Source organism: Natronosalvus caseinilyticus (assembly GCF_017357105.1).
GTDB lineage: Archaea > Halobacteriota > Halobacteria > Halobacteriales > Natrialbaceae > Natronosalvus > Natronosalvus caseinilyticus.
Genome location: NZ_CP071596.1, coordinates 463,191 through 485,001, shown reverse-complemented (window position 1 = coordinate 485,001; position 21,811 = coordinate 463,191). Strand labels below are relative to the sequence as shown.

Genomic DNA, 21,811 nt, shown 5'->3' with positions numbered 1-21,811 from the left:
TGATGATCAGTACTCAGTTTGATGTAACGTTCAGTACTCGAGGTCGGCGTAGACGACGTGAATCGTGACGCGGCCGTCGCCGCCGAGACTGCAGTCATCTTCGCCGAACCCACGCTCCTCGAGCGTTCGCTCCCAGGCCATCTCGTAATCGGATTCGACGACGTCAACCGTCACCTCGTCGACGCCGGTGTAGGTCCGTCGGGTCGTCTTCGACGTGTTCTCCGTGAGCCGAAGTTGGTTGATCTCGCTGCTCTGGAGGGTCCGCGGTTCGGCCTCGATGACGAGCAATGAGACGACAGCGGTATCGTCCCGACAGCGGAGCATGGGCTCCTCGAGGGCGACGTTTCCGGTGTGGTCGCCACGGAAGATGGCGCCGCCCTCGTAGGCGATGGTGTCGGTGCCGCTGCCGGCTTCGTAGACGAGGCCGCCGGTCGTCACGTCATACTCCGCGTCTGGAGATCCACTGCGTTTGATCTCGATAGTCAGCTCTGTCCCCTGATGCGCCGTCGACACCGACCCACCGCGAAGGTTGAGTTCCCCCGCTCGAGCCGTCACGCCGTCGTACCGGACCACGTCGTTGAAGTTGTCGCTTAGGGCGTCCATCGCCCGCTCGGCGTTTCGAAGTTGCTCACCCTCCTGGTAGCTCGTCAGCGACTGCATCCCGAAGACCGACACCATCGTCACCGAGCCGATGATGATGGTAAACACGAGGATGAACGCCAGGACCTCGGAGACGGCGCGATCCTCGCGGTCGTGAGTTGTGGTGCGGTCGAACATTAGCGATCACGCTCGAGTGTGACTTTGTCGCCGTCGTGGACGATCCGGATGGTGCCGCCCGAAACCGAACTCCCATCGTTGACGGGGGCGGTCACTGGCACGTAGACGTCTATGTCCGCGCTCTGAGCGCTCAGTCGCATACAATTCGTCGCGTTCGTGAGCAACGGCTGATCCGCACAGGTTTCGTTATCCAGTAACGTCACCGTATACCGATTCGAGGCGACCATCGACGGATGGTCCACGGTCAGGTTGGTCGTCCCGTTCCCGGCCGCCATTCGATCGACAGCCGATATCTCGCCCGAGAGCCGTTCCCCGATGGTCTCGAGCGATTGCTGGGCGCTACGATCGGTCTGGGACTCGAGAAGTGTCCCGGCGGAGATGAGGAGTCCGGCGACTAGGACGGTCGTGATGCCGAGGGTGAGGACGTGGGTGATAGCGATGGAGACGCCGCGGTCGTTCGATTCGGGCCCAATCACGAATCGGACACCCCCAGCGGTAGCGGCACCTCGAGCGTTCGAGACTGCGTGAGGTCGTTCGTGGTGTACTCGAGACCAATTTTGATTGCGACGACGGCGTCTTCATCGGTTTCCCAGTCGTCGGACGCCGACCCGTCCATGAACACCTCGAGCTGAATGCCGTCCGCGCCCGGACTGGGCGTAACGGCAAGATCGGCGTCCGTCGTTACCGGGAGCTTGCTCGCCGAACACGTCGTCCGTTCGGCGCCGTGGATCGTTCCCGTGACGAAGTCGATCGTCGTCGGTTCTCCGCCGGTTTCTATTGCACAGCTAGTTCCGTTTCGCTGGATCTTGAGCATGCCACCGCCATCCTCCGATATCGTGACGTCCGCGCTCCGGTCCAGTTCGACGGTGAGGTCACTGCCGTTGAGATCCCCGCTCTCCAGCGTAACCGCTACCCCGTAGATATCGGCGCCCGACACGTTTCGCTCGGCAGAGAGATTCGCGGTCGCGTACGTTCCATCTACTGTCGACGTATTACTCGAGATGATCGCCGGTCGATTTGTCGCCGTCCGGTTCTGATACTGGTCCAGGAACGCCTCGACGTCGTCGAGGAGCGGGCCGCTGTTACTCGAGTTGACGGCCACCTGGTCTCGCTGTTCGGCGACCGTCAGCACACCCTGGGTCACCTCCGCCGCCGTCCGTTCGGCGTCCGAGACGGTCTGCCCCGACGCGCTCGAGGAGAGCGTCTGCGTGTAGAGGACGCCGTTGAACACGACGACGACGCCGAGGAGGATGAACGCGATGGTAACCGCGGAGATGAGGACGAGTTGACCGCGTTCGCGGTCTCTCGTCTCCTGAGCCATCACCATACGACCACCCGTACCTCTACGACGTTGTAGAGGCCGCTATCGTCGTCGATATCGGGGATGTATCCCTCCGTACCCTGGATTTTCCCGAGGGTTCGATCGTCGTGATCGGGCGAGGTCAGATTCTGATCGTCGTGCAAGACGACCGTATAACTCGCCGTCACAGCCGTACTCGAGGGCGGTCCCTGGTTGACGAGTTTGATCGGCGACGCTGCCTCTCCGGACTCGTTTTCGTAGTGTAACTCCACGTTGTAACTCTGTCCGGCGTCGAGGTGTTGATTCAAAATCGCACCCAGCGTCGATACGTTCTCGAACGCCGCTGTCGAGTAAACCCCCTGGACGCTGCTCGAGTGGTTGTGGAACTCCTCGAACTCGTCGCTCGAGTCCAGGTCGACGTACCGAACGGTTTGCGAGAGGTCGTTCTCCCGCTGGGCGACGATCAGCGCGTCCTGGACCTGTTGTTGTTGCTGGGCCTGTGCCGTCCGGTCGACCGCACCGCCCGAAGACGGGGTGATGACCACCGACTGCACTGCGAAGAGGACGGCGATCAACAGGATGAACGCCGCGATGAACCCTTCGAGCGTGTACGCCTGGCCACGATCGGTCGTTCTCGAATTCGGTGTATTCCGTCTCATGATTACCACACCCTCACGACGAGTCGACAGGCGGGGTCGCAGTCGACGCCGCCGGGCATCGCCGACGTATTCGAAACCGTCACGATTCGCGTCGCGCTGCCGGCAGACTGGCCCCGGTACTCGTCTCCAACGCCAAACTGGGGATCTCGAGTGGCGTTCACGACCGTCACGTTGATCCGGTCGATCCGAACCGACCCGGTGTCTCGCAGTCCCAGTTTCTCCAACTCGTCGGGATCATCGTCCTCGAGCGCCGCCAGATCGAGGTCGTTCGGCTCTCCACTCGAGTACTCTGTGACAATCTCGCCGGCGATCCGGTCGGCCTGAGCCGACTCCGGCGCCGTCGACGCCGAAAACGGCGTGATCAGCGACGGGACGAACGAGAACACGAACGCGACCGCGAGCAGGAACACCCCGATCCCGACCGCGAAGTCCTGGGTGGTCTGGCCTCTCGAGTCGCGTGAGATCGAAACCGAGACGGTACGGGGGCGTCGACGCGTCATCTCAGGTCACCAGCGCCCAGGCGACCAGGGCAATCGTCGAGAGGATGATCACGTACTTCAACCCGCTCAGCAGGTCGGCATCGCGGATGTAGCCGCTGATGAACCCCGAGAGGACGGCTTGTAAGGTCACCGCGTGGAAGAACAGCAGCGACAGCTGATCGATGTCGACGTTCTCGCTGAAGTTGGCGTCCGCGAGCTGGCTGTTCGCCCCGGCGTCGACGTCGCTGCCGCCGGTCTCGAGCCCCGCCATCGTCCCGATGAACTGGGTCTGGAGGATGGCGATCACCGCGAGCAACGTCATGAACGTCATGATGATGATGACGACCTGCATCCGCGTCCGGGATTTTCGCTCCCGTTCGATGTCGTCGTGGTTCTCGCTCGAACGGGCGGCCGTCCGCAACACCGCCGAAATCTGGTTCGACGCCTCCTGGGACTTCGTGATGAGCTTGACTGTCCGGGCCAGTCGCGGAATGTGGTACTTGTTGTTGAACTCGACGAGCGCCTCCGAGAGGCTCATCCCGTAGTTGACCTTGGTGTGCATCAACTCGAGTTCGCGAGCCAGCCGCCCCGAGGTCGTTTCGGAGACGGACTTGAGCGACTCGAGGAGCGTGAGGCCGGTGTCGTTCGCGCTCGCGAGTTTTCGCAAGTCTTCCGAGAGCGTCTTGACGACGGCGTTCCGGGAGATGACGTTCCACTCCCGGAAGACCGAGAGCGGGACCATCGTGATGTAAAGCGGCGCGTAGAGGTAGATGAACGTACCCCAGACGGGCCGTGCTTTCATCCCGTCCCACGAGGTCGGTGCACTCCCGTTGACCATCGCCGTCGTCACGACGACGAGGGCGGCCGGCACAGTCAGTGCGAGCGTGTACAGCGGGTTGTCCCGGAAGAAGAGGTGCGGTGCCTGCAGAACCTTGACGGTCTCGTGGGTGCCCTCACGGTTCTTGATCCGGTCGAAGACGCGGTGGGCGCCGGTGTACTGCTCGACGAGACCCAGGTTGAGGAGGCCGCTGTCCTGCTCGTGCTTGATCCGGCTGTCCCCGCTCGAGGTCCCGAGGTACCCGTCGCCGGGTTCGTCGTGTTTGACCGTCGAGACGAGGACGATGAAGCCCGCTCCCGTGAGCGGGATCAGTCCGTAGACGGACATGTACAGCAGGTTGGGATCGACGTCCGCGTCCGGCACCATCTGCATGATCACCAGAATGATGATCAACAGGAGCGGAAACAGCGAGAGCGTCATGTACATCTCGCCGAACAGCTCGAGCGTCTCGAGGGTGAGTTCCTGCTCCTGCTTGGCGGTTCGCATGTGTTTTTCCTTCTTGTCCTCGAGGAAGCTCTCCATGTCGCCGCCGCTGTTGACGATCGAGAGCATGTCGGTCAGGAACTGCGAGAGGTCGTCGCTCGGAGTCTCGATCGCCTGCTTTCGGATGGCCGTCCGGTAGTCTACGTCGAAGTACTCGGTCTCCTGGACGATGCTCTGGAACTCCTTCGAGACCTCGCCGTAGGTGTCGTCGGCCTCGGCCATCGCTTCGAGGATCTCGAGCTGGTTCAGTCCGCCGACCGAGAGGGCGTACATGTAGGAGACGGCGTCCGTCAGGAGCATGTTGATCTCGCGTTTGCGTGTCGACGCTCGCGAGTACGGAATCGCGACGAGCGAACCGAAGCCGAAGGCGAACCCGAGGCTTCCGAAGAACAGGCCCGTCGTGACGATCAGTGTCGGAATCCGCAGCGTGTCGATGATCGCGAGGATTGTTTCGCTGCTGACGGGGAATCCGATGATCGTATCGACCTGGATCACCCCGGTGGCGAACAGGCCGTACCCCAGCATCAGTCCCATGAGCCAGAGCACGAGACCGGCGATGAACCCGATGCCGAGCGACCGCGAGAGGTACATCTCGACGGTGTCGGTCATCCGTGCCTGGGCGAGTTTCGTCTCGAGGTCGGAGACGAACTGGCTGTCCTCGCTGAACAGCCAGTCGTAGAGCGGGTAGAACGTCTCGCCGAGAAGGTCGGAACTGCTCGCGATGCCGCCCGGTCCGTCGCTCGACTGGAGGCTCATGCGTCGTCTGCCTCCGCGTCGTCGTCAGCCGCCTCGTCGTCTGCGTCCTCGGAGAAGATTGAGCTCGACATGCTCCCGTCGCTCCCATCGTTGGCGTCGTCGTCATCGTCCGAGAATATCGAATCGCCACCGTCGTCATCGAAGATCGACCCGCTTCCATCGGTCGAGTCGGCGGGATCTGTCTCGCCGCTCGAGTCAGCGGGACCGTCATCCGCGCCAGCGTCGGTGGTCTGATTCTCGTCGTCGAAGATCGACCCGTCGTCCTCATCGAAGATCGACCCCTGGGGGGCTTCCGCCGGGGTGTCGTCGCTCGAGCCGTCAGTATCGGTGTCAGCGTCGTCGCTCGGGCTGTCGTCGCCGGTCGTCGGGCCGGACCCGAAGATCGAGTCCAGATCCCGGTCCGGGAACATCGCGTCGAATCCCGACGTGTCGGGGCCCGGCTTGGAGTGCGTTTCCGTCCGTGTCTCCGTGCTCGGCCCTTCCTCGAGGCGCTCGAGTGTCGACCCCATGTCGGAGAACAGTCCCTCGAGGGTGCCGTCTCCCTCCTCGGTCGTTTCCTGGGTAGTCGTGGTCGAAGTGCTGCTCGTGGCGGACGTATCGGCTGTAGCTGACGTATCGGTCGTGGTGGATGTGTTAGCTGTGGTGGACGTATCGGTCGCGGCTGACGCATCGGATTTGGCGGACGTGTCGGCTGTGGTGCTCGACGTCCCTGCCGTACCGTGATCAGCGCTCGAAGCCGTCCCTGTGTCTGCCTGCTGAGCCGTTACTTCCTCGCTTTCGTCTTCTGGGCCGGGACCGGACGCCGACTGACTCGCCTGGCTCCCCGCCGCGTCGGACCTGGTCGCTGGCTGGACCTCGTCGGTGGATCGACTGGACGTCGATTCCGCCGGCGCAGTCGTCGATGCCTCCGCCGGCCCGGCCTCGAGTTCTGGCGCGGACGCCGAAGCCGTCGGCGTCCCGCTCGTCGAATCGGCGGGTGTCGACGACGCGTCCGCCGTCGCCGTCTGACTCTGATCGCTCGCGTCGCCGGTGGCGAAGTCCTCGTCGTCGTCGAGCCACGCGGGGCCATCGCTCGAGTCGAAGGCGAACTCGGTCGAGCCGTCGCCGAGGTCCCACTCGTCGTCCGGGACGTCCTCGTCGACCTCGCCACCGAAGTCGAACTCGTCGACGTCGGCCCGGTCGACCTCGATCGGGTCTGCCTGCTCGACGTCGCCGAGCGCGCTCGCGAGGCCGCTCGGAACCTGTCCCCGGTACTCCTCGAAGAGCGACTCCTCGGCCCGCTCGAGGATGTCCGTCGAGAGGTTGTACGTCTCGGTGGTCGAGTCCGGCCGCGGGACCAGTTCCTCCTTCTCGGGGTCGACGTCGATCAGGACGCTCTCCATCTCCTGGAGGTCTTCGAGGCTGTTCTCGAGCTGGCCGTTGGCGATCAGCGTCAGGATGGTCTCCTGGTCGTTGATGAACGCCTGGACGGTCGCGGCGACCTCCGAGTACGTGTTGAGGCCGTTCTTGATCAGGTACGCGAGGATGACCTGGCGCTTGAACAGTTCGGTCCGGAGCTTCTCGTCGTTCCAGCCGCGGTCGAACTTGATCTCCTCTAACGTGTTCGAGTCCCCCATCTTGAGGTACTCGTCGGTCTCGGCCTGCCACTGGTAGACGTCCTGAACGTTGATCTCGTCGTGTTCGGCCTCGTAGTGGTTGATCTCGGTGAGCGATTTGTTTCGGCGGACCTTCTTGCCCTGCACCCGGGTCTGGGTCTGAATCGAGACCAGGTCCAGCGCCGTGAACATCGTCTTCGAGACGTTAATCGGGTCCGTCGTGAACCGCTTGAGCACCTCGTCGACGGAGTCGGCGTGGAAGGTCGTGTACGTCGTGTGCCCCGTCGACATGACCTGGAACAGGGTTCGCCCTTCCTCGCCTCGAATCTCACCCATCACGAGGTAGTCGGGACGTTGACGCAGTGCGGCGCGTAGCAGGTCGAACTCGTCGACGTCGCCCTGGTCGTCGTCGGCGAACGACGGGCGGGTGACGGAGGCGATCCAGTTTCGCTGCGGGAGTTCGACCTCGCGGGTGTCCTCGATGGAGACGATCTTCGTGTTGCTGGGAATGAACAGCGAGACCGCGTTCAGGCTGGTCGTCTTCCCGGACGCCGTCCCACCGGCGAAGATCAGGCTCTTGTGGTTCTCGATGGCGAGCCAGAGGTAGGCCATCTCGTCGAGGCTGAAGGTGTTCCAGTTGATCAGGTCGACCGGGGTGAACGGGACGTCCTTGAACTGTCGGATCGTGTAGTTGGTCCCGTGGTCGGAGACCTCCTTGCCGAGGGTCAACTGGGCGCGCGAGCCGTCGGGGAGGGTGGTGTCGACCTGTGGCAGTCGCTTGCTGATCCCCTTGCCCGAGCGCTGGGCGAGTTTGACGACGAAGTCGTCGAGTTCGCTCTCGCCGTGGTAGATGTTCGAGATGACCTGCTCGTACCCCGAGTGGTAGACGAACACCGGCGAGTTGTAGCCGTCACAGGAGATGTCCTCGACGTTGATGTCGTGTTTGATCGGGTCGATCCGCTCGTAGCCGAGGAAGTTTCGCTTCAGGAGGTAGAGCAGCTTCTCGACCTGATACTCGGTCAGCGTGTCCGGGTCGTCCTCGAGGATCGCCGGCTCCGGCCTGGCCGCCGTGCCCTCGAGGTAGAGGTCGGCCGTTGTCGGGGTCTCGTCCTCGTCCTCGAGCAGCGTTCGCAGGGATTCGATGATGCCCTTCGTGGTCTTCCCGCTCGACTTCTCGAACAGGTCGTAGCGTTTCAGCAGCCGACGGGTTTCCTCCTCGATGACCTCGCGGCGGCCGTCCAGGTCGGCGGTGTGTTTGATCCCGTCGTCGGAGTACTTGATCGCCGTTCGCAACTTCCCGCCGAGGAAGTCCCGTAGCTCCTCTTCGATCGGATTCAGGTGGGGCTCGACGGCGTAGTACTTCTTCTCGTTTTCCTTCTCTGAGTGGAAGATGATGACGAACGCGTAGGGTTTGTTGACCCAGTAGCGTTCGACCTCGCGGTAGTGGCGCTTCTTGGCGAACGGAACCGCCTTCTCGAGGTCGTACCGGTTGACGACCGTCGTGTCGCCGATCTCCGTCGAGAAGAACTTGTCCTCGTCGAGGTCCTCGCTGACGTTGACCGTCCGCTCCTCGACGACGTCGTCGAGTTCCATCGCGGCCTGCCCGCCCTGGTGGAGCTTCCGGCGGATGTCGTCCGGGTCGAACCCGAGTGCCTCTTCCTCGTCGAACGACTCGATTTCGCCAGACCCGTCGCGGGGGCGGCTGCCGTCCTCGTCGTAGTAGTACTCCCACTTGTAGTGTTCCCAGGTGTAGAAATCCTTCAGAACCGGGGTGGTTTCGGGGTCGACGTAGGTGAGAAAGATATCCTGGAGACGGTCCCCGTTCGGCTGAAACACCTCACCGATCAGGTCCGGCAGTTCGTCCGGGTCGTAGCCCAGGTGCGGCTCCGGCTCGAACTCGACGCGCTCCCAGTCGGCACCGTAGGGCGCGGTCGACTCTGTCGAGCCGTCGGTCTCGAGCCCGAGCTGATCGTCGGGGCCGTTCACCCCGTGGGGATAGAGAATCGAGATTTCGTCCTCGTATCCGTACTCCGTCATGAAATCGGCCCACGTGTACGCTCCGACCCGAACGTCGGCGCCTCGAGTCGGTTCGTGTGTCGTCTGTGTATTCGACCCCGACGCCGATCCCGAGTCACCACCCTCAGTGACCGCACCCGGATCGGTCTGGTCGACGTCCTCAGTAGCCATTGACGTCCTCCAATCTCTCATCCATCAAAAGTTTCATCCAGAAATTACCACTTCTGATAATCTCGAGCGATGCCGTCCGTGTCACTGTCTCTCGCCCCGTCGATTGTCTCGGTCTCACGCGCATGTCAGCACCTCCACTGTATCTACCGCCCGTTTCGACCCCGTTTATTTTTGTCTTGTGGTTAACGTTAAAATACTATCACTTGCGACCGACAGTCGACGATTCGTCAGGGAGTGGGGCCTACGGTCCCGTTCGCCCAGTGTCACGAGTTCTGATCACCGAACACGTTCATCGGCTGAACAAACCGCTTATTTTATTATTGGATGCGGCCCTCTCTCACCAGAACAGGCACTATGGCACTTCCTCGTCTGCGCGACGAACTCAGTCCGCTCGCGTGGTGGATACTCGTCCTCTCGACGATCGCCGTCGGGATCGCGCTCGTCGGGACGATCATCCTCGCCGCCGAGTTCGGAGCCATCTTCTAACACCCATGCAGCACACTTCCCTCATCCCCTCGAAAACGGCCCTCTACCACGCCGCTGGGCTCTTCCTCCGCGTCTATATCACCATCGTGATCGTGACCACCGTCTACAGCCTCCTCTGGTTGCTCGAGATCGCGGGCTACCTCGACGAGCAGATCATCGGCGTCATCTGGATTTCGATCGCGGCGATGGGGTCGGTGTTTCTCGTCCTCTTGATCCCGCTCTACTGGTCAAGTCGGTCGAAGAGCAGGTAGTCGAACGATTCTCGTACACGAGTGATACGCGTCACGGGCTGACTGATCGGACTCGTTCTGGTCGGGTGATCGAACGCACGTCCGACGCACTCGACGCGAAGCAGCGATCGGTACGTGTGACTTCCTTGAGGCGACCTTCGACCCTGCAGGCTCCGGGACCCGGCATCCGACGAGGCTGCCGTTCTCTCCCGATGATTTTCGAATTCCTGATAAATGGGTTTGAATATGCGCGCCAGTGTATGATAGGCTATGGCTCGAAGGGATGAGGACTCGAACAGGGTGGTCGCGATCTGCGTCGAGTGTGGATCCTCCCACGCGGCAATCGTCTGTGAGGGCGGACGGATTCGCCCAATCGGGACGGACGCGTGTCCCTGTGGCAGTCGCGACTTCGAGATAATGGAGTGACGAATCCCGCTCGAGGGCTCTGCTATCGTCTGGTCGCTCCAGGTTCGTACCCTGGACGCTAGAACCGACCCGGTCGCTGCTCGAGCGTCGTCTTCGCGTTGGTGTAGTCCGGACACCGTCGAAACGTGGACTCCCGCGTCACATACGTCTCCGTCGATTTCGCCGTTTTGCAGCCGCTCGTTCGAGGGACTGGACTGCTGGCCCCTCACCGCTCGGTATATACTGCCGAGTCCCCTCCGACCCGGATTTCGTAAACCGACCACGTCTCGTCTTTCTTCCCGCCCATTCCCGGCGACCCGGGCGGCATTCCCGGTAATGCGATTCCAGCGATGTCGGGTTCGTCTTCGAACAGCGCGGCGATGGTTTCGGCTGGAACGTGACCTTCGACGAGGTAGCCGTCCAACTCGAGGGTGTGACAGCTTCGAAGGTCGGGTTCGATTCCGCGGTCAGCCTTGACGGCCTCGAGGTCGTCGGGAACGACCGTCTCCAGGTCAGTCGTGAGTGAGTCGTCGAGATACTCCGCGTAGCCGTCACAGCAATTGCAATTCGGTCCCTTGTACATCGTCGCGGCGGTCACCGGAATCGCCTCGTCCGTCTCCCACCCGTCAGTTCCATCGCTCAGGCATCCTGTCAGCGCAACGGCGAGTGCACTCCCACCGGCCAGCAAAGCCGCACGTCTCGACGTCTCTCTCATTCGTACTTCGAGAGTCTCTCTCGAGAGCCATCTCTGTGTCGGCAATTCCAGACGAACGGGGATTGCCTGTTCGTCGATGGTTTCGTCGCCCGCAAACGAGTGGGCGAATCGAGTTCCCGATAAGGGCGGCGACCGGAACGTTACTCGAGGTAACCCAGCGACTCGAGACGCGCTTCGACTTCGTCCTGGGCCGCCCCCTCGTAGTCGTCCGTCTCGGTTTCGGCTTCGACGGCAGTGAGTACTTCCTGCATGACGAACGCGACGTACTCGTCGGCTGAGTCGAAGTCGCTTCTGGGGAGGCGAGCTTCGATCCTCGAGACGAGTTCCGGTGGAAGTGCAATTGATTCGCGTTCGTCACGTTCTAGCGCAGCGTGGTCCGAACTCATTAGCGTGAGTTAGACCGCGAAGCGTATTATTATCGGGTGTATAAGCCATCATAGCGCCTTCGTAGAATACCAAACGTTGATTGGGGAGACCATAGACCGTAGCGACAGTAATGGGAGATCAACGGAACGTCATACTCGTCACGATCGACAGTCTTCGACTCGACTACTGTAGCTATGCAGACGACCTGTCGGACGCGATGCCGACGTTGAAGCGCCTCGCGGACGACGGTCTCGCGTTCGAGAACGCGATCGCGACGGGACCTGCAACTCACGAATCGGCGACGACGTTCATGACCGGCGAACACGCGGTCGAGCGACCGGGGAGCACCGAGATCACCAAATCTCAGATGCGAGAGCACATCCGGGCGCATCTCCGATCACAGCGAACGCTCGCCGAACGGATGTCGGCGGCCGGCTACGAGACCGCGGGATTCACTGCGAACCCGTGGACCTCGCGCCACTTCGGGTTCGATGCCGGGTTCGACTACTTCGAGGACTTCATGGACGAGGACCTCTCGAAGGGACTCATCGAGGGCGGGCGGCCGGACAACACCGTTCGCTACGCGCTCGTCCAGGCGCTCAACTGGTGGCAGGGCCAGGACATGTTCATGTCGTGGGAGAACTACTACGACGAAATCGCCACGTGGCTCGAGGGCGCCGACGACCCGTACTTCGCGTGGGCGTTTCTGGTAGACCCCCACCTCCCGTACATTCCAGGCGACGAGTATCGCTCGCGGTCGCGACCGATGACGTACCTGGCGAACATGTGGATGTACGCCGGGCGGCCGGACTGGTTCGACGAGCGGTTCCGCGCGGCGCTTCTGGACGCGTACGAAGACACCGTGCGACACACCGACGCGTTCCTCTCGCGGCTCTTGGACGACCTCGAGGAGATGGACGACGACCCGTTGCTCGTCGTTCACGCAGACCACGGCGAACTGTTCGGCGAACACGGACGATACGGCCACGGCGGGTATCCCCACGAGGAACTGGCTCACGTTCCGCTGGTCGTCGGCAACGGGCCGAACGACACCGTGACGGAGCCGTTCTCCTTGCGACGCCTCCCGGAACTCGTCTCGACGCTGGCGGCGGGTGGGGACTACGAAGCGCTAACGGAGCCGTGGGTGGTCACGCGGAACAGAAACCCGACGACCTGCATCCGCGGGAAGAACTGGAAGTTCGGCAGACGACACGACGGCGAGGAACTCCTCCACGCACTACCGGGCGACGAAGACGAACAACTGGACAACGACGAACTGCGCGCAATCGGTCGCCAACTGGTCGACGACTGGGAGGAAGCCAAACGAGAGCGCGAGCGAATCGTCCGCGGCGTCGACGAGCTGCCGATCGGCAGCAAAGTCTGAACGGACCGACTCATCAGGCGGTTCCGGGGAATCTAGCGACGGCTCGAGGGGCGATCGCTAGTTAGTAGCAGAAATACGGGATACAAACGCTGTATCCAGGCGACGACGTCCTCGAGGTGATGCTCGACAGCGTCTCAGGCGCCGGCGTAGCTACTGCCGTCGAAGGTGCGCGCGAGGGTTTCGAGGGTGACGAACACCGGCTCGATCATTGTGTGAGTGACAGCAGTACGGAATCGTGTAGATTTCAGTTCTGGGACTGTTAGTTTGAAATCGCCAGACGGTGGTACTTCAAGGGGGTGCTGAAAGGGTTCTATGGGTCGCTGATTATCAGTTTTGAAAACGATTAATCGAGGTTGAGAGTCATTTATTCAGAACTGGCCGATGTGTTTATTAGGGATGGTTGAGGTTCCACTATCAGCATCCGACGAAACGATGAGAAGCTGACGGAGTGGTTGACGCGGTGTATACCCCCTAACCCGTCCGTCGATTGTGGGAATTATTCCCCTGTCAATAAATCTTCCCATCGTTCACACGGTGCTGTGATTCGACATGCAAATGGAAAGCAAAATTCAAACCGACAACGAATCGTCCAGCCGGGCGGTATCGCCGGTTATTGGGGTTATCCTGATGGTCGCAATTACCGTTATTCTGGCTGCAGTGATTGCAGCGTTTGTGCTCGATCTTGGTCAAGGCCAAAGTGGAACCGCCAATGCAGGTGTTTCGATTTCTGACGGAGAGATTCAGCTGACTGATAAAGGGAACTCTGACAAAGTGGTAGTGACCGTTAAAGGCGCAAGTGCCGACGACGTTAACACTTGTTCCGGTGGAAGCTGGACTGCTTCAGGTAGCGACCAAGAATGTGAATTGTCGAGTACCGGAGACAGAGCAACGTTCGACGAATCATTTGATGCAACTGCTGTCGCCGTTTCTGGTGACGATGAAAACGTCGTCGGCAATCACGAGGGATAACCATGAAAATGGAGAGCAAACTCCCAACTGAAGACAAGTCAACTAGCCGTGGTGTATCCCCGGTTATAGGGGTTATATTGATGGTCGCAATTACAGTAATTCTTGCTGCCGTTATTGCGGCGTTCGTTCTTGACCTTGGTCAAAGCCAGGGTGCGAACGTTAACGCTGGTGTATCGGTGGATGCCTCTTCTGAGGATGTTGGAATCCAGCTAACCGACAGCGGGAACGCTGAAGATGGTGTCGAAATTAGAGCCGAGGTCGAAGATTCCGGCTCGGCGTCAGGCACTATCACTGCAGAACCAAGCAGTGGTACACTCTCATCTACTGGTGATAGTATCACTATCAAGGCTGGTAGTGATGACGCAACCGATGTTTCTAATTCCGAAGAAGTTGAAATCGCAGTAACTGCTGTAGCAGTCTCTGGAGATGATGAGAACGTAGTTTCATCCAACACGTACACTATTGAGGTTACGGTCGACAACTCTCCATAGTCCATCTACTTACTTCCTCTGTTTCTATTATTCTACTCTTCACCGAGAGAATCACAAATGACATTGTCTGAGAACAGTTGATACTGTAATGCAACTCAAAGCAACTGTCAAATAACAGCTGAATCTTAGACGTGAATCGGCCAAATCCGGACGGTCACCCACCAGACCACTCACTATCCACCGGGTTGCCGTCCACCTTATTCGCAACCCGGACGTGGATCTCCAGCAACATCGCAACCGCGACGACATGAAAGTCTGGCTCAGCCAGGCCGAAGCTGCACAGCTCTTCGAGGCCGCCACTAACACCCAGCAGCGACTCGCTTACTCTTTGGGCGCGTGTTGTGGGCGCCGGTCGCACGAAATTCTCGACGTCTCGCCCGAGGACGTCGTCGACGAGCGTCTGTCGCTCGATGGACTGTGATCCCTTCGAGTTCGCGACCGGATGGCCGCACTCCGCACAGATCGGGATTTTCTGCGCGTCTCGAGCCGGTTCACGGACGATCGTCGGTGCGACGACGCCGAAGCGCTCGAGGCCCTTTCTAGTGCTCACGCACAGTCACCTCCGTGGCGACCGGGCGCGAGCTCGGGATCGGGAATCGCGACGTCGACACCGGCGCCGGTTCCCCGGCTCAGGCGACGGAACGAATCGCACTCGCCGCATCGGTGGGCGCGGTTCGACGAGTCACCGTATACTCGACGGAACTGCTCGCTGACGTGGCCGCCGCAGTGGTCACAGGTCGAACTGCTCTCGGGTGACCAGTGGCTTATTGCCACGCGGACCACCGTTTCGGCTACGAACATCGCACGACAGAGTTGACTCGGAACCAGTGATTAGTTCGGTTCCAGTTTCGAACTCGCTCAACTCGAGAACGAATTTTCGCTTTTCGGGTTGGTGAGAATACGACTACCGGCTGAATCGCTATCGGCCACGAATCGGCCTATCCGAGGAGGCCCTGACGGATTCGAACCTCGGTCGGAGCAAGCTCCTCCCTGCTTCGAATCCGCAGGGGTTATTCCGTGCTGCTCGCCTCTGCTCGCAGCACACCATGGGCCCTGACGGATTCGAACCATCGACCACTCGGTTATGAGCCGAGCGCTCTAACCAGACTGAGCTAAGGGCCCCTTTCAATCGGGGGAAAACGGGCAGGCTAATTAACGCTTGTTGTCCGGGGTTGCCTCGAGCTTCGGGTGACGTCTCATTCCCCGTCGAAATCCGCGAGCATCTGCGTGTCCGTCCCGGCGCGGTGTTTCGTCGCCAGTCCCGCGAGGTGGGGCGCCTCGGGGACGATCAACTGCTCGCAGGCCGTTCGGCAGGCGTTCGTACTCCCCGGAAGGCAGAACACGGGGGTATCCGCGGCGATCCCCGCCGTCGCTCGCGAGGCCATCGCTCGCGTGCCGACCTCGTCCCACGAGAGCGACCGGAAGAGCTCCCCGAATCCGGGCAGGTCGCGTTCGAAGAGCGCCGAAGCCGCGTCCGGGGAGACGTCGTCGGCGGTGACGCCCGTGCCGCCGGTCGTGAGCACGACGTCGATCCCGGGCTGGACGACCAGACTCCTGACGGCCGTCCGGATCGCCGCGTAGTCGTCGCGGACGAGTTCGCGGGCCCGGACCTCGTGACCCTCGGCCTCGAAGCACTCCTGGATGGTGTCGCCGCCGGGGTCGTCCGGATCGGGGTCGTCGCTCGCGGCTCTCGAGGACGAGACGGTGACGATTCCCACGTGCAGTGGATCGATGACGTCGTGTCCGTCGTCGTCGGTCGTTCGTCTGTCGGCGGGTGTCGACATGGACGTCTCTCCGGTGGGCGGAAACTAATAGCCACTCCTCGAGACCGATAGTACGCTCGCCGTTCGAAGCGACTGTCGCGTCCTCGAATTACGGCGTGGGTGCTCCTCGAGCGAGAATTCGAGAGAAGGCGCCGAAGCCAGGACTCGAACCTGGGACCGCCTCGTTAACAGCGAGGTGCTCTACCAACTGAGCTACTTCGGCTTAGGCATCTGCTGGTTGTCGGGTTGATTTGATAGGGCTTTCGCTTTTCGCCGGGTCGTGCCTCGAGTTCACGTCGCACACGGGTTTGCTTCCGTCGTTGTGTTCGGCACTCCACCCCGTCCTCTCCTCACCCTCGCGTTCGCTGTCGCAGGCGCGCTCACCCTCGTCGTCACCCTCCAGCTCCAGTGAGCGCGCGTCGTCGTTCGATACCCTTTCGGCCGTCGCTCGAGTACGTCTCCCGTATGAGCGACGATACGGGGGAGGGCGAACCCGAACCCGAACCCGAACACGGGGCTGGCGGAAAGCCCGACGAGGCGGGTAGCGCGAAACTCGAGACCGTCACCGAGCGCGTCCTCGAGCGAATCTGCCCCGACGACGACGAACGAGCGACCATGCGCGCGGTCGCCGAGGAACTCCTCGCTCGGGCGAGCGCCGCGGCAACCGACCGCTGTCCGGACGCCGACGTCGTCCAGGTCGGCTCCACGGCACGCGATACGTGGATCAGCGGCGACCGAGACATCGACGTGTTCGTCCGATTTCCGCCGACGCTCGACCGCGAGACACTCGAGACCTACGGCCTCGAGGTCGGCCACGAGACGCTCCCGGAGGGCCACGAAGAGTACGCCGAACACCCCTACGTCAAAGGCGAGTACGACGGATTCGACGTGGACGTCGTCCCCTGTTTTCGACTCGAGGCCGCCACCGACATTCGCTCGGCGGTCGACCGGACCCCTTTTCACAACCGGTATCTCGAGGCCCGACTCGACGAGGCGACCGTCGACGACGTTCGCCTCGCCAAGCAGTTCCTCAAGGCGATCGGTGCGTACGGATCGAACCTCCGGACGGAGGGATTCAGCGGCTACCTGACCGAGTTGCTCGTCGTCGAGTACGGCGGCTTTCGCCCGCTGCTCGAGGCGGCAGCCGACTGGCACCCCCCCGTCGAACTCGATCCCGAAGACCACGGCCGAGCGACGTTCGACGACCCGCTTGTCGTCATCGACCCGACCGATCCCGAACGCAACGTCGCCGCGGTGTGCTCGGCGGCGAACGTCGCCCGGTTCCAGCACTACGCGCGCGCGTTGCTCGAGTCGCCCCGAATCGAACTGTTCGAACCGGACGAACCGGAGCCGCTCGAACCCGCCGAACTCGCGGCCCACCTCGACCGACGCGAAACGATGCCCGTCGCGATCCGATTCGATGCCCCTGCTCTCGTCGACGATCAGCTCTATCCGCAACTCCAGAAGTCCCTCGACGGCATCGCAAGCGGTCTCGAGCGTCGCGAGTTCGACGTCCTCAGAGCCGAGGCGTTCGCCGACGTGAGCGCCGTTCTCCTCGTCGAACTTGCCGTCGCCGAGCGCCCCGCCGTCGAGCGCCACGAGGGGCCGCCGGTTCACGTCAGGGAACACGCGGAGGGGTTTCACGACGCCTACGCGGACGACCAGACGGTGTACGGCCCGTTCATCGACGGTGCCCGGTACGTCGTCGAACGCGACCGGGAGTTCACCGACGCCGTTTCGTTCCTCGAGAGCGACCGACTGCTGGACGTCGGCCTCGGCGCCCACGTCGAGACGGCACTCGAGGGCGAGTACGAAGTGCTGGTCGGACCCGACGTGAGCGCGTTGCTCGAGGAGTTCGGGACGGCGTTACGAACGTACTTCGAACCGACACCGTGATCGATTCGGCGTCGACTTACTCGGTGTCGTCTCAACCGGCGCCACCTCACTTGTCGCCGCTCGCGTCCTCGACGACGCCCTCGATGAGTGAGAACACGTTTGCCTCCTCTCGCCCCTGGGTCTGTTCCGGGTAGACGCCGATCGCCACGAGGTGATCCTCGCTGGTCTGGATCGCTTCGGTGACGTGGATGAACACGTCGAGGTCGACGCCGTCGAACCTGGCGCTCGCACTGAAGCGTGACATCGTCGTCTCCTGTCCGAGCACCGACACCGACTCGTCGGCTTCGTGGGTGACGTCACCGAACCCGTCGTAGTTGTTCTTGACGAGCTCCATGACCTCCTCCGTCGACATCTCCTCGATCGGGTTGAGTTCCTGCCCGAGGACGTCGACTTGCGGCGTCGTTACCACGTTGAAGACGGCTGCGCGCAGACTCCCCAGGGGGCCGAGGTCGACGCTCTTGTCGTACTCCGTCAGGTAGTTCGTCACGGTCACCGTTTCGCTGTAGAGGAGCAGGTCGACCTTCTCGTCGACACCCAACGGTTCGGTCCTGATCTCCTGGTAGCCAGTCTCCTCGAGCACCGACTGGTCGACGCCGGCCGGCGCCGATTCGTGTTCGTCGAGTCCCAGTACACCCAGACACCCCGAGAGACTCGCGAGACCGACGACACCGGTCCCCGCGAGCACGTCTCTACGATTCATCGTGTACTACCTGGCGAGTCAGTTCTAATGAGTGTGTTGGCTTCTATCCAGTCGCTCGAGTGGCACGATCCGACTCTCACCGGCGAACCGATCTGTTCCCGTGGCGCTACTTGAGCTCGAGGTCGTGTGCCTCGCGTACCTCCTCGAGCACCGCGGCGACGTCGTCGCTCACCGGATCGTCCGGGCCGAGCGGGTCGCGCCCGTCGAACGTCTCGTGGACCAGCGCGACGCTGTCGGCGAGCACCTCCAGTCCGTAGCCTCCTTCGAGGACGAACGCGAGCGCTGCGTCGACGTCTTCGGTCAGCGTGCGGAGCCGATTGGTCATGAGTGCGTACGCTTCGGTCGACAGGCGAACGCGCGAAATGGGGTCGTGGCGGTGGGCGTCGAAGCCGGCACTCGTGAGCACGAGTCCGGGATCGTAGGCCTCGAGCACCGGGGCGATGACGCCGTCGAGTGCCTTGAGGTAGTCACCATCGTGGGCGCCGGCGGGCATCGGGACGTTCATGGTCGTCCCCTCGCCCGCGTCGGTCCCGATCTCGTCGACGTCGCCCGTCCCCGGATACAGCCCCTTCTCGTGGAGCGAAACGAAGAACACGTCGTCGCGCTCGTAGAACAGGTCCTGGGTTCCGTTGCCGTGGTGGACGTCCCAGTCGATGATCGCGACGCGGTCGACGCCGTACTCGTCGATGGCGTACTGGGCCGCGACTGCGACGTTGTTGACGAAACAGAACCCCATCGCGTCGTCGTAGACGGCGTGGTGCCCTGGTGGCCGACCCAGCGAGAACGGTGTCTTTCGACCGTCGTCGCCCTCAAGCGCGCGTTCGGCGGCCCAGCACGCGAGGCCGGCGCTGGTTCGGACCGCGTCCCACGTCTCCTCGACGGCGCTCGTGTCCGGGTCCCAGTTGCCGCCGCCATCGGCACAGAACTCGCGAACCTCCTCGAGATACGAGCGGTCGTGAATCGCGGCGATGGTGTCTATCGACAGCGGCTCGACGTCGACGTACTCGACGCCGTGTTTCCGCTTCAGCCCCTCGCGAATCGCCCGAAGACGGTCCGGCGTCTCCGGGTGGCGCGGGCCGGGGTCGTGTTCGAGGCAGGTGGTGCTGTACCCAAAGCGCATGTGATTACTGGAAGAGCGCGAAGTACGTCTCGATGTCGTCGGCCGTGATCGTCCGTCGGTCGGCGTGGTGGGCGAGCGTCGCCGCCGCGCGGGCGACGTTGTCGGCGTAGTCCTCGAGAATGTCTGCGAGCGCGATGCGGGCGTCCATGGAGACGCGATAGTGGTCGTCGATGTCGATGCGCGCGATTCGGTCGACCGGGGCGACCGGCAACTCGAGGTCGTCCTTGTCGACGACGGTTTCGACCTCGAAGTCCTCGGCCATCAGCGTCTTCCGGCCGTCCGCGGTCGCTCGTTCGGCCGCGTCGATCGCCAGCCGGGCGCCGTGGGCCTGAATCTCCCTGGCCAGTTCCTCTGCTGCACCGGCGCTCACCCGAAGGTCCCCCGCGTTCCGTCGAATTATCGTGTCCACCGGAGCGAACGGGAGTTCGACGTTCATACACAGATAGCCGAAGTTGACCTTCTTAACGCTTTTCGTACAGGCTACGGGCGTGCCCGCTCAGAAGACCTCGTCGGCCTCGAGTCGCCCGTCGATGACCTGTCCGCGTGCCGTCACTTCTTTCCCGAGGCCGACGTCGGCGCTCGTCTCGACGCTCATCGTGGTCTCGCCGTCGTCGAGGACGACCGGGTCGCCGGCCTGGACGACGACGCCGGTGAACTCGATCTGTTCGCCGTCTTCGGGGTCGTCGGCGTCGTCGGCATCGTCGCTGTCCTCCTCGCCGTCGACAGTTTCCGCGTCGTCGGTAGCACTATCGCCGGCAGCTCCATCAGCGAACGCCGAGAGTCCGGCTGACTCGCTCCCGCCGTCGGCTGAACTCGAGTCGGCGCTGGCACCACCGCCACCCTCGCCGAGTACCGTCACGGTCGAGCGCCACCCGGCGGAGGCCTCGAGGTCGTCCTGCCAGCCGTCCTTGATCTCGACGTCCGCCAGGGCAACCTCGTCGCCAGGGCCGACGTCGACGTCGGCCTTCTCACTCCACATGGCGACGCGAATGTCGCCCGTCGCGTCCTGGACGCGAATGTTTCGAACCTGCCCCTCCGAGCCGTCGTCCCTGTCGAACGTTCGTTTCGGGTCCGCGGATCGAACGACGCCCGCGATGTCGACCGTGTCGCCGATCTCGAGGGACTCGATCGGCGTGCTCTCGGGGACGTACTCGACGTCCGCCTCGACTTCCTCGACGGCGCCGCGGTTGCCGACGTGGAGCTCGAGCGAGCCGTCGCGGTCGCGCACGTAGCCGTCGACGACCTCGACGGTGTCGCCGGGGGCGAACTCCTCGGCGAGGTCCGCTCGCTCGTCCCAGAGGGTGACCCGAACGCGTCCGGTCGAGTCGCCGAGCGTGAGGTTGGCCACCTTCCCCTCGGAGCCGTCGTCTCGGTCGAAGGTTCGGACGGCGTCGGTATCCAGGACGACGCCGACGAGGTTCACGTCCGAGAGGCCGAGCGAGAGCGCCTCGACGGTGTAGGTGTCGGAGATCTGGACGTCGATTTCGGTGTCGTCGTCCGGCTCGACGTCGTCGACGCTCACTTCGACGCCGCTGAATCCCTCCTTCGGGCGGCCTTTGACCTTCAGCACCTGGCCCTCCTCGAGTTCGTCGACGGCCGCCTGGGCGTGTTCGTCCCAGAAGGCGGCCCGGACGCTCCCGGTCTCGTCGGCGACTTCGACGTTGACGACGCGGCCGTCCTCGTCCTCGCCGTCGCGTTCGAACGTGCGGAGGTCGCCGATTTTCACGACCTTGGCGGTGAACTTCGCCTCCTCCATCCCCGGTTCGATGTCCGCGACGCCGGTGACCTCGCTCTCGCCGAGTTCGTGTGCGATGAGCATCGCCGCCGTTTCCTCGTCGGCGAGTCCTCCCATCTGCTCGACTTTGGCCTCGACGGCCTCGCGAAACTCCTCGAGGGAGACGTCGGCCTCGAGGTCCTCGTAGATACCCTCGATCTCGCTCATTCTATGCTCGTGCATGGGTAGCCCGCGCATAAGCATTGTCCATTTGCGGTCGTCGCCGGATTCGGTCGTTCATACCGGGACCTGCCGCGGGATCGTATTTAAATCGTCGGCCGCCGTCGGTGTGTCGAGCGTGCGCTGGTGCTCGAGGTGGCGTCGGGAAAACCGCCTCGAGTTCGCGTCCCGAGAAAGCGTCTCGAGAGCTATGCGTTACGGTCACGTCCCACGGAATCGACAACGACCCGCCTCCCTTTCGAAAGGGCTTTAACCGAC

22 protein-coding genes and 2 tRNA genes are annotated in these 21,811 nt (G+C 62.5%); 6 read left to right on the top strand and 18 right to left on the bottom strand.

All coding sequences use genetic code 11. From position 1 onward, the window contains the following. Nucleotides 1-30 precede the first annotated feature (30 nt). Genes J1N60_RS02410 through J1N60_RS02380 form a run of 7 tightly spaced genes read right to left on the bottom strand, consistent with a single transcriptional unit; the run spans nt 31 to nt 9,074 of the window. Complete coding sequence (locus J1N60_RS02410) at nt 31-777, bottom strand: DUF7289 family protein (RefSeq protein WP_312910397.1); 747 nt, start codon at nt 775-777, stop codon at nt 31-33. Then, nucleotides 777-1,253, bottom strand: a complete 477-nt coding sequence (locus J1N60_RS02405) for a DUF7266 family protein (RefSeq protein ID WP_312910396.1) — start codon at nt 1,251-1,253, stop codon at nt 777-779. Before J1N60_RS02405 ends, J1N60_RS02410 begins: the two co-directional genes overlap by 1 nt. After that, the gene (locus tag J1N60_RS02400; protein ID WP_312910395.1) at nt 1,250-2,098 is read right to left on the bottom strand and encodes a DUF7261 family protein; all 849 of its coding nucleotides are present in this window, start codon (nt 2,096-2,098) and stop codon (nt 1,250-1,252) included. Before J1N60_RS02400 ends, J1N60_RS02405 begins: the two co-directional genes overlap by 4 nt. Beyond that, nucleotides 2,098-2,736, bottom strand: a complete 639-nt coding sequence (locus J1N60_RS02395; protein WP_312910394.1) for a DUF7288 family protein — start codon at nt 2,734-2,736, stop codon at nt 2,098-2,100. Before J1N60_RS02395 ends, J1N60_RS02400 begins: the two co-directional genes overlap by 1 nt. 2 nt (nt 2,737-2,738) lie before the next feature. Beyond that, on the bottom strand, nt 2,739-3,236 hold the full coding sequence (locus tag J1N60_RS02390) for a DUF7287 family protein (RefSeq protein ID WP_312910393.1): 498 nt from the start codon (nt 3,234-3,236) through the stop codon (nt 2,739-2,741). Between the two features lies 1 nt (nt 3,237). Next, nucleotides 3,238-5,292, bottom strand: coding sequence for a type II secretion system F family protein (locus J1N60_RS02385; protein ID WP_312910391.1), 2,055 nt, complete (start codon nt 5,290-5,292; stop codon nt 3,238-3,240). Then, a complete protein-coding gene (locus J1N60_RS02380; protein WP_312910389.1) occupies nt 5,289-9,074 on the bottom strand; it encodes an ATPase, T2SS/T4P/T4SS family in 3,786 nt (1,261 codons plus the stop codon). Before J1N60_RS02380 ends, J1N60_RS02385 begins: the two co-directional genes overlap by 4 nt. 354 nt (nt 9,075-9,428) lie before the next feature. Here J1N60_RS02380 and J1N60_RS02375 point away from each other — a divergent pair, with 354 nt between their 5' ends. Both J1N60_RS02375 and J1N60_RS02370 read left to right on the top strand, forming a co-directional pair. Further along, nucleotides 9,429-9,560, top strand: coding sequence for a hypothetical protein (locus tag J1N60_RS02375; protein WP_312910387.1), 132 nt, complete (start codon nt 9,429-9,431; stop codon nt 9,558-9,560). A 5-nt stretch (nt 9,561-9,565) separates the two neighbouring features. Then, nucleotides 9,566-9,811, top strand: a complete 246-nt coding sequence (locus J1N60_RS02370; RefSeq protein WP_312910385.1) for a hypothetical protein — start codon at nt 9,566-9,568, stop codon at nt 9,809-9,811. A gap of 610 nt (nt 9,812-10,421) precedes the next feature. Here J1N60_RS02370 and J1N60_RS02365 read toward each other — a convergent pair. Both J1N60_RS02365 and J1N60_RS02360 read right to left on the bottom strand, forming a co-directional pair. Continuing rightward, nucleotides 10,422-10,910: a DUF411 domain-containing protein gene (locus tag J1N60_RS02365; RefSeq protein WP_312910383.1), complete on the bottom strand. Its 489-nt coding sequence runs from the start codon at nt 10,908-10,910 to the stop codon at nt 10,422-10,424. Between the two features lie 140 nt (nt 10,911-11,050). Beyond that, nucleotides 11,051-11,296: a hypothetical protein gene (locus tag J1N60_RS02360; RefSeq protein WP_312910381.1), complete on the bottom strand. Its 246-nt coding sequence runs from the start codon at nt 11,294-11,296 to the stop codon at nt 11,051-11,053. 110 nt (nt 11,297-11,406) lie between these two features. Between J1N60_RS02360 and J1N60_RS02355 the strand changes: the two genes are divergently transcribed. The 3 genes from J1N60_RS02355 (at nt 11,407) to J1N60_RS02345 (ending at nt 14,120) form a co-directional block, all read left to right on the top strand. After that, nucleotides 11,407-12,660 carry a sulfatase-like hydrolase/transferase gene (locus tag J1N60_RS02355; protein ID WP_312910379.1) on the top strand — a complete coding sequence of 418 codons (1,254 nt, stop codon included), beginning with the start codon at nt 11,407-11,409 and terminating at the stop codon, nt 12,658-12,660. Nucleotides 12,661-13,209: 549 nt separating this feature from the next. Then, the gene (locus J1N60_RS02350) at nt 13,210-13,629 is read left to right on the top strand and encodes a type IV pilin domain-containing protein (protein WP_312910377.1); all 420 of its coding nucleotides are present in this window, start codon (nt 13,210-13,212) and stop codon (nt 13,627-13,629) included. A 2-nt stretch (nt 13,630-13,631) separates the two neighbouring features. Next, a complete protein-coding gene (locus J1N60_RS02345; RefSeq protein WP_312910375.1) occupies nt 13,632-14,120 on the top strand; it encodes a type IV pilin domain-containing protein in 489 nt (162 codons plus the stop codon). 154 nt (nt 14,121-14,274) lie between these two features. Here the strand turns inward: J1N60_RS02345 and J1N60_RS02340 are convergent, their stop codons facing one another. The 5 genes from J1N60_RS02340 to J1N60_RS02320 all read right to left on the bottom strand — a co-directional run bounded on the left by J1N60_RS02340 (nt 14,275) and on the right by J1N60_RS02320 (nt 16,106). Continuing rightward, a complete protein-coding gene (locus tag J1N60_RS02340) occupies nt 14,275-14,670 on the bottom strand; it encodes a hypothetical protein (RefSeq protein ID WP_312910373.1) in 396 nt (131 codons plus the stop codon). Further along, nucleotides 14,667-14,921 (bottom strand): DUF7563 family protein, encoded by a 255-nt coding sequence (locus tag J1N60_RS02335; RefSeq protein WP_312910371.1) that lies wholly within the window; start codon nt 14,919-14,921, stop codon nt 14,667-14,669. Before J1N60_RS02335 ends, J1N60_RS02340 begins: the two co-directional genes overlap by 4 nt. A 246-nt stretch (nt 14,922-15,167) precedes the next feature. Further along, nucleotides 15,168-15,242: transfer RNA gene (locus J1N60_RS02330), tRNA-Ile, on the bottom strand. A gap of 74 nt (nt 15,243-15,316) precedes the next feature. Further along, entirely contained in the window at nt 15,317-15,904 is a 588-nt protein-coding gene (locus J1N60_RS02325) for a MogA/MoaB family molybdenum cofactor biosynthesis protein (RefSeq protein ID WP_312910370.1), read from the bottom strand. A 129-nt stretch (nt 15,905-16,033) separates the two neighbouring features. Beyond that, nucleotides 16,034-16,106, bottom strand: a tRNA-Asn gene (locus tag J1N60_RS02320). A gap of 242 nt (nt 16,107-16,348) precedes the next feature. On the opposite strand from J1N60_RS02320, the gene cca reads away from it, so the two are divergent. Next, nucleotides 16,349-17,779: a CCA tRNA nucleotidyltransferase gene (gene cca / locus J1N60_RS02315; protein WP_312910368.1), complete on the top strand. Its 1,431-nt coding sequence runs from the start codon at nt 16,349-16,351 to the stop codon at nt 17,777-17,779. Nucleotides 17,780-17,825: 46 nt separating this feature from the next. On the opposite strand, the gene J1N60_RS02310 is transcribed toward cca, so the two are convergent. The 4 genes from J1N60_RS02310 to J1N60_RS02295 all read right to left on the bottom strand — a co-directional run bounded on the left by J1N60_RS02310 (nt 17,826) and on the right by J1N60_RS02295 (nt 21,541). Then, nucleotides 17,826-18,479, bottom strand: a complete 654-nt coding sequence (locus tag J1N60_RS02310; protein WP_312910366.1) for a DUF6517 family protein — start codon at nt 18,477-18,479, stop codon at nt 17,826-17,828. A gap of 106 nt (nt 18,480-18,585) precedes the next feature. Next, the gene (locus tag J1N60_RS02305; protein ID WP_312910364.1) at nt 18,586-19,599 is read right to left on the bottom strand and encodes a histone deacetylase family protein; all 1,014 of its coding nucleotides are present in this window, start codon (nt 19,597-19,599) and stop codon (nt 18,586-18,588) included. A 4-nt stretch (nt 19,600-19,603) separates the two neighbouring features. After that, complete coding sequence (locus J1N60_RS02300) at nt 19,604-20,035, bottom strand: histone (protein WP_312910362.1); 432 nt, start codon at nt 20,033-20,035, stop codon at nt 19,604-19,606. Nucleotides 20,036-20,095: 60 nt separating this feature from the next. Beyond that, nucleotides 20,096-21,541, bottom strand: a complete 1,446-nt coding sequence (locus J1N60_RS02295) for a single-stranded DNA binding protein (RefSeq protein ID WP_312910360.1) — start codon at nt 21,539-21,541, stop codon at nt 20,096-20,098. Nucleotides 21,542-21,811: the final 270 nt, after the last annotated feature.